Source organism: Fortiea sp. LEGE XX443 (genome assembly GCF_015206815.1).
In the GTDB taxonomy this organism is placed as follows: domain Bacteria; phylum Cyanobacteriota; class Cyanobacteriia; order Cyanobacteriales; family Nostocaceae; genus Nostoc_B.
Genome location: NZ_JADEXZ010000044.1, coordinates 43,341 through 50,358, shown reverse-complemented (window position 1 = coordinate 50,358; position 7,018 = coordinate 43,341). Strand labels below are relative to the sequence as shown.

The following is a 7,018-nucleotide window of genomic DNA, read 5'->3' as shown; positions in this document are numbered from 1 at the left end:
TCTTCGTCCATCAGTCGTTCTAAAATCTTCCACTTGCTTTAATTGTTCAATCAAATCTGCACCCATATTCTTTTCCCCTCCACTCTTGCTATTTTACCTGTTTTAGGGAATGAAACAGCCCTGGGGGATTAAGGGGGGTTATAAAGGCGATTGCTGTCTTCTTTGCGGGAGTGGAGCGATCGCTTTTATCCTTTTGAGGGGGTTTTGATTAGGGCGATTGCTTTCTTCTTTGCGGGAGTGGAGCGATCGCCTTTCTCATACTTTATACATTAAGGTATAATTTTATACTTGTCAACTACTATTTCCAAGATTTTTAGGAAAAATTTACCAGTTTTTACACAGATAAATACTGTGGAATTAAAGTAATATTAGTAGCATTATTTAATACAAATATTGTTCATTACAGACTGTTATTTGTAATAGGCAAATACTAACTGAATAACAAAAAAACTTTGTGTTCTAACGACAGAAGTTTGTGTACTTACGACAGAAGTTTGTGTCCTTACGACAACAACTTTTGTAATAAAGTCAACACTCGACTAGAAAAATTCAAATCCCCGACTTTTCCAAAAAGTCGGGGATTTTGTGATTCACAAACAATGTCTGACACCAATTCCATAACAAAATGAAACAGCCAGTAGGATGCGTTAGCGATAGCGTAACGCATCTACCACAAAGTTTGCGGTGCGTTACTAAATAAATTACGAATTACGAATTAAAAATGTATACGTATATTAAAAATAAATCGCTCTTTTTCCTCTTTCTTATTACCCTGCTGCTGACACTCTTGCTGTGTTTACCTTGGGTAAGCGCCAAAGAAAAGCCCAAGCCTAAACCAGAAGCATGGCAGATTAACGGTATAGTCGCCGCCCTGGATGATGGACATGACGGAGTGAAGAAATTTGCTTTTGACAAGCTCAAGGAATATGATTTGCAAAATTTGAAATTGGTGTTTGACAAACCAGAGGATATTGCACAGAAAGTTTTCAAAATCCTCAAGGATAAATCTGTTGACAAAGATGCTCGTGCCAGTGCAGCATCAGCACTAGGAAATCTGGGCGATGCTGCTCAACCTTATGTCAAAGATATCCTCGACATCCTCAAGGATAAATCTGTTGACTCTAATGTTCGTGCCAATGCAGCAGTGGCGTTGGGAAATCTGGGCGATGCTGCTCAACCTTATGTCAAAGACATCCTCGACATCCTCAAAGATAAATCTGTTGACTTTAATGTTCGTTACTATGCAGCAGGGGCGTTGGGAAATCTGGGCAATGCTGCTCAACCTTATGTCAAAGACATCCTCAACTTCCTCAAGGATAAATCTGTTGACACAACTGTTCGTGCCAGTGCAGCAGAGGCGTTGGTAAATCTGGGCGATGCTGCTCAACCTTATGTCAAAGACATCCTCGACTTCCTCAAGGATAAATCGGTTGACAATAATGTTCGTTACGGTGCAGCAGTGGCATTGGGAAATCTGGGCAATGCTGCTCAACCTTATATCAAAGACATCCTCGACATCCTCAAGGATAAATCGGTTGACAATAATGTTCGTTACGGTGCAGCAGTGGCGTTGGGAAATCTGGGCGATGCTGCTCAACCTTATGTCAAAGACATCGCTGACATTCTCAAGGATAAATCTGTTGACTTTAATGTTCGTGCCATTGCAGCAGAGGCGTTGGGAAATCTGGGCGATGCTGCTCAACCTTATGTCAAAGACATCGCTGACATTCTCAAGGATAAATCTGTTGACTATAATGTTCGTGCCAGTGCAGCAGAGGCGTTGGGAAATCTGGGCAATGCTGCTCAACCTTATGTCAAAGACATCCTCGACATCCTCAAGGATAAATCGGTTGACAATAATGTTCGTTACTATGCAGCACAGGCATTGGGAAATCTGAGCAATGCTGCTCAACCTTATGTCAAAGACATCGCTGACATTCTCAAGGATAAATCGGTTGACAATAATGTTCGTTACTATGCAGCACAGGTATTGGGAAATCTGAGCAATGCTGCTCAACCTTATGTCAAAGACATCCTCGACTTCCTCAAGGATAAATCTGTTGACTTTAATGCTCGTTCCAACGCAGCAAAGGCGTTGGGAAATTTGGGCAATGCTGCTCAACCTTATGTCAAAGACATCCTCGACATCCTCAAGGATAAATCTGTTGAATCTAATGTTCGTGCCAGTGCAGCAGAGGCGTTGGGAAATCTGGGCGATGCTGCTCAACCTTATGTCAAAGACATCGCTGACATCCTCAAGGATAAATCTGTTGACAATTATGTTCGTACCAGTGCAGCAGTGGCGTTAGGAAATCTGGGTGATGCTGCCAAACCTTATGTCAAAGACATCGCTGACACCCTCAAGGATAAATCTGTTGACAATTATGTTCGTGTCGGTGTAGCAGTAGCGTTGGGAAAAATAGAACAACTCAAGCTGAATAATATTGTTGTAATTTTGGATAGCGTTTATTACGAAGGTCAATTACAAATTGCACAGTGGCGATTTTTAACTTATTTCCTGGGTGGCGGTATAAATGAAGTCAAAACACTGCTGACATGGCTAGGCAAACCGAAAGTCATTCCTGATAAACTAACACACGCTGAAGGTGTCAAAACACTAGAAGTCTTCCGCGACGCTTGGGAACCTAGCCAAAATTTACCAGAATTACAACAAGACTTAGCCAGCCAAATTGCAGTAGTCGCCAGAAAAGTCTCTTGGCAACCACAAGATATTGTCATCTTAGAAACTCACTACCACAACCTCAAAAACGCCGGATTCAACGAAGCGGATTCACTGCAATCAGTGATAGTTAACCTCAAAGGTTGGCAGTGGTTTTTCAACGCCAGAATCACTATCATTTCTCATGCTCTGGTTTGGCTGGCGCTCATCTTCGCTTATCCCAAGTTTCCCCAAGTGCAAGCCATCTTCTTCTGGAATCCTTGGGTGCGTCGCATCTTAGGCGTGGGTTACGTCGGCTTTCTCCTCACCTGGGTTCCGTTTTTCCGCCGCAAGTTATTTGAACCGTTCAAGCCATCCCTGTTAGCCGATGCTGGGTTAGATAATTTTAACCCGGAAGCTTATTTCCCAGAATCTCTGGTAAAAGTTCCCGGCGCAGAGAAACCCCAAGCAATTAACCAAGTTCTACCAAGCATCACCGGGCAAATTGTTCTGGAAGGTGATTCTGGGTTGGGTAAGTCGATGTTTCTGCGGTATTTGGTGCAAACCTCACGGCGTATTGTCGTTTATCTCCCCGCCCGCAAGTGCGACAAGGGGGTAATTGAAGCCATTCAAGCCAAGCTGCACGGACAAGCACAAGACGCTGATTTTCTCAAGAATTTGATTTACAGTGGCGCGTTAGATATCTGCATCGATGGGCTAAACGAAGTCACCGCCGACACGAGGGCGAAAATCTGCCAGTTTGTGGAAAGCTATTTCCGGGGTAACATCATCATGGCTACCCAGCCCTTAGAGTGGACACCACCTTCCACAGCCAAGATATATAAATTACAATCCCTGGAGTTAGCCCAAATTCAGCAATTTTTACTTTCCCGACAGCCACAACTGCCCAAAGATGCCAAAATTCAAGGTGATAATTACAAACAAGCCTGCAATAATTATTTAACTCAAGCCCTCAGCCAGCAACAATCACCAGAGGAGTTAGCCGCTAATCAAAGGATTCTCTCTAACCCAATGGATTTATCCCTAGTGGCGTTGATGTTATCTCAAGGTGAGTCTCCTAACTTGTTTCACTTGCAACAACAACAATATGTATTGATGGCGGCGGAGTATTTGCAAGAGTGGAAGCAGGAATTTCCGTTAAAAAAATTCTCCGATGCAGTTTATCAAATGCGGCTGGATGATGAACAGGCGCTACCTGCGGCAGAATTTCACCAAGTTTTACAGTCTTTGGAAGATGATAAATATAAAATGGTCGTCAGCCGTCAGTGGCAAAACGAAGAAGGCGCAGCGAAAAAGGAATGGTATTTCCGCCACGATAAAATCATGGAATTTTTCTTAGTGCAGAACTTTCTGGGTGACAATGAGGAAGCGGAAAAACACCTCATCGACCACATGGGCGACCCGCGTTTTCGTGGTGTATACTTTTTGCTGGCGACGCTACTACCTTTAGATGCGGCGAAGGAACTGCGAGAAAAGTTAATTCAATACGCGGCTGATACGAAGGATCATACTGTGAGTGATACTTTCGTGCAGTTGTTACGGCCAAGGTCGTGATAAGCAAGTCAAAAGTTAAAAGTCAAAAGTCAAAGACTAATTTTTTTGGTGTTGCATAAATGCGGGATGATTTTCTTATATTTATCTCTCAAAACCTCTTCTTTGTGTACTTTGCGTACTTTGCGGTTCATTATTTCATCCCTAAATTCAGCAACGCCATTTTTTTTAACGAACCACAGAGACACAGAGAACACAGAGTTAGAGAGAAGTAAGGAATTATGAGTCAGGAATTTGAAGCAACAACTAATAATGATGAAATGCGATCTGAGTATGATTTTTCAGGTGGTGTTCGTGGTAAGTACTACGCAGCTTATACGCAATCGAGTAATGTTGTCATTCTTGATCCAGATGTAGCGGAAATTTTTCCAGATTCGGCTTCTGTAAATGAAGCGTTGCGATCGCTCGTCAAGATTGCCAAGTCTATTCAATCTAACACTGCGTCATTATAAAAAAATGACTCACAAATACACGTAGGATGTGTTAGCGGCGAGAGTACGCATCTACCGCAAAGTTTTTGGTGCGTTACTTAACATCATCAAGACTTTGTCGGGTGGTGCGATCGCTCCACCCAACCTACCTGGCTGCATCTAGCTAATAGTTTGGGAAAAAAGATGTTAATTTTTGATTCCTGAACGCAGAGGATTATAAGACGCGGAAGATGAAGGGATAGCGGAAAGGTTGATCTGGATTGGTAATTACACTAGCGATCGCCCAAATTGTTAATCCCCAATGCAGCAAATATCCAAGACCTGCTAAAGGAAATAACAAACCTAAAGTTACCCAAATTAATGCTGTAATAATAATTCCATAAATCCAAACATTCAAGTGAAAATTAATGGATTCTTTGGCATTTTCTTGCACAATTGGATCGCTCGTGATGAATAGCATAGCGATCGGTACACCGACGGATACAAAAGCCGTACTGAAAAAAATGGCTCCATGACATAAAGCAGATAAAAGCTTTCGCTTGTCTGGGTCGTTCATTCTTTTCTCCTATTCACTCCGGTTATTAGTAATATTACGACCCTATCACGAGCCTCGTTGTTTTAAGATTAAAAGACTTACTAAAGTAGAAAAAAATTAAGTTAAGTAAAGTAACAAAATAGCTAATACATTTAGGTCAACTATGTCAACGGAACTTCAAGCAGAACTTGGTCAAGCAGTAGAATTGCGGCGCAATTTTGCCATTATTTCTCACCCTGACGCAGGTAAAACTACGCTTACAGAAAAGTTACTGTTGTACGGAGGCGCAATTCACGAAGCTGGGGCGGTGAAAGCTCGACGGGCGCAGCGCAAGGCAACTTCAGACTGGATGGCAATGGAACAACAACGGGGAATTTCTATTACCTCCACTGTATTACAGTTTGAATACCGAAACTGTCAGATTAATTTATTAGATACGCCCGGACACCAAGATTTTAGTGAAGATACTTATCGCACTCTCGCCGCCGCCGATAATGCGGTGATGTTAATTGATGTCGCTAAAGGTTTGGAACCTCAAACCCGCAAGTTATTTGAAGTATGCAAACTGCGGGGGTTGCCAATCTTTACCTTTGTAAATAAACTCGACCGTCCGGGTAGAGAACCTCTAGAACTGTTAGATGAAATTGAACAGGAATTAGGGTTACAGACTTACGCAGTGAATTGGCCGATTGGGATGGGCGATCGCTTTCAGGGTGTATTTGATCGTCAGCAGCAACAAATTCACTTATTTGAACGCAGCGCCCACGGTAGCAAGGAAGCCCGCGACACAACTATAGAATTAGGCGATGCCAAAATTGAACAACTGCTGGAAGAAGATTTGTACCACCAACTCAAAAATGATCTGGAACTTTTAGAGGGAGTTGGCCCGGAACTAGATTTGGAATTGGTGCATCAAGGCAAAATGACTCCAGTGTTCTTCGGTAGCGCCATGACCAACTTTGGTGTGGAGTTATTTCTCAAGTCCTTCCTGGATTTTGCTCTGAAACCAGGCGTTCACAATAGCAGCGTCGGTGAAGTACCCCCGACTTACCCGGAATTTTCCGGATTTGTCTTCAAACTGCAAGCAAATATGGATCCAAAGCACCGCGATCGCGTCGCTTTTATCCGGGTCTGCACTGGTAGATTTGAAAAGGATATGACAGTCAATCACGCCCGGACAGGCAAAGTTGTCCGTTTATCTCGTCCGCAAAAACTCTTTGCCCAAGAACGAGAATCAATTGATGTTGCATATCCTGGTGATGTAATCGGTTTGAACAATCCCGGCGTTTTTGCGATCGGTGATACCATTTACACAGGGCAGAAGCTGGAATATGAGGGGATTCCGTATTTTTCACCAGAACTGTTTGCCACACTCAGAAACCCCAACCCCTCGAAGTTTAAGCAATTTCAAAAAGGCATCTCGGAATTACGGGAAGAGGGTGCTGTGCAAATTATGTACTCAATTGACGAAGCCAAACGCGACCCAATTTTGGCGGCGGTAGGTCAGTTGCAATTTGAAGTGGTGCAGTTTCGCTTACAAAACGAGTATGGTGTAGAAACCATTTTAGAATTACTGCCATACAGCGTCGCTCGTTGGGTAGAAGGTGGTTGGGAAGCTTTGAATAAAGTGGGACGTTTATTTAACAGCACCACAGTCAAAGACAGCCTGGACAGGCCAGTATTGCTGTTCCGCAATGAATGGAATATCAATCAGTTACAAGAAGATCATCCCAATTTAAAATTAAGCGCGATCGCCCCGGTATTTTATGGTCAATCACCAGTGGAATCATAATTCATTTGGTGCGCCAATCGGGTATAGTT

General features: G+C 43.0%; 4 protein-coding genes. 3 read left to right on the top strand and 1 reads right to left on the bottom strand.

What is annotated here, in order from left to right; all coding sequences use genetic code 11:
- The first annotated feature begins 721 nt into the window (after positions 1-721).
- Both IQ259_RS16795 and IQ259_RS16790 read left to right on the top strand, forming a co-directional pair.
- Positions 722-4,234 (top strand): HEAT repeat domain-containing protein, encoded by a 3,513-nt coding sequence (locus IQ259_RS16795; protein ID WP_193886747.1) that lies wholly within the window; start codon positions 722-724, stop codon positions 4,232-4,234.
- Positions 4,235-4,452: 218 nt separating this feature from the next.
- Positions 4,453-4,683: a hypothetical protein gene (locus tag IQ259_RS16790; protein ID WP_193886745.1), complete on the top strand. Its 231-nt coding sequence runs from the start codon at positions 4,453-4,455 to the stop codon at positions 4,681-4,683.
- A gap of 193 nt (positions 4,684-4,876) precedes the next feature.
- Here the strand turns inward: IQ259_RS16790 and IQ259_RS16785 are convergent, their stop codons facing one another.
- Positions 4,877-5,218: a DUF4870 domain-containing protein gene (locus IQ259_RS16785; RefSeq protein WP_193886744.1), complete on the bottom strand. Its 342-nt coding sequence runs from the start codon at positions 5,216-5,218 to the stop codon at positions 4,877-4,879.
- 142 nt (positions 5,219-5,360) lie between these two features.
- Here IQ259_RS16785 and prfC point away from each other — a divergent pair, with 142 nt between their 5' ends.
- A complete protein-coding gene (gene prfC / locus IQ259_RS16780; protein ID WP_193886743.1) occupies positions 5,361-6,989 on the top strand; it encodes a peptide chain release factor 3 in 1,629 nt (542 codons plus the stop codon).
- The last annotated feature ends 29 nt before the right edge of the window (positions 6,990-7,018 follow it).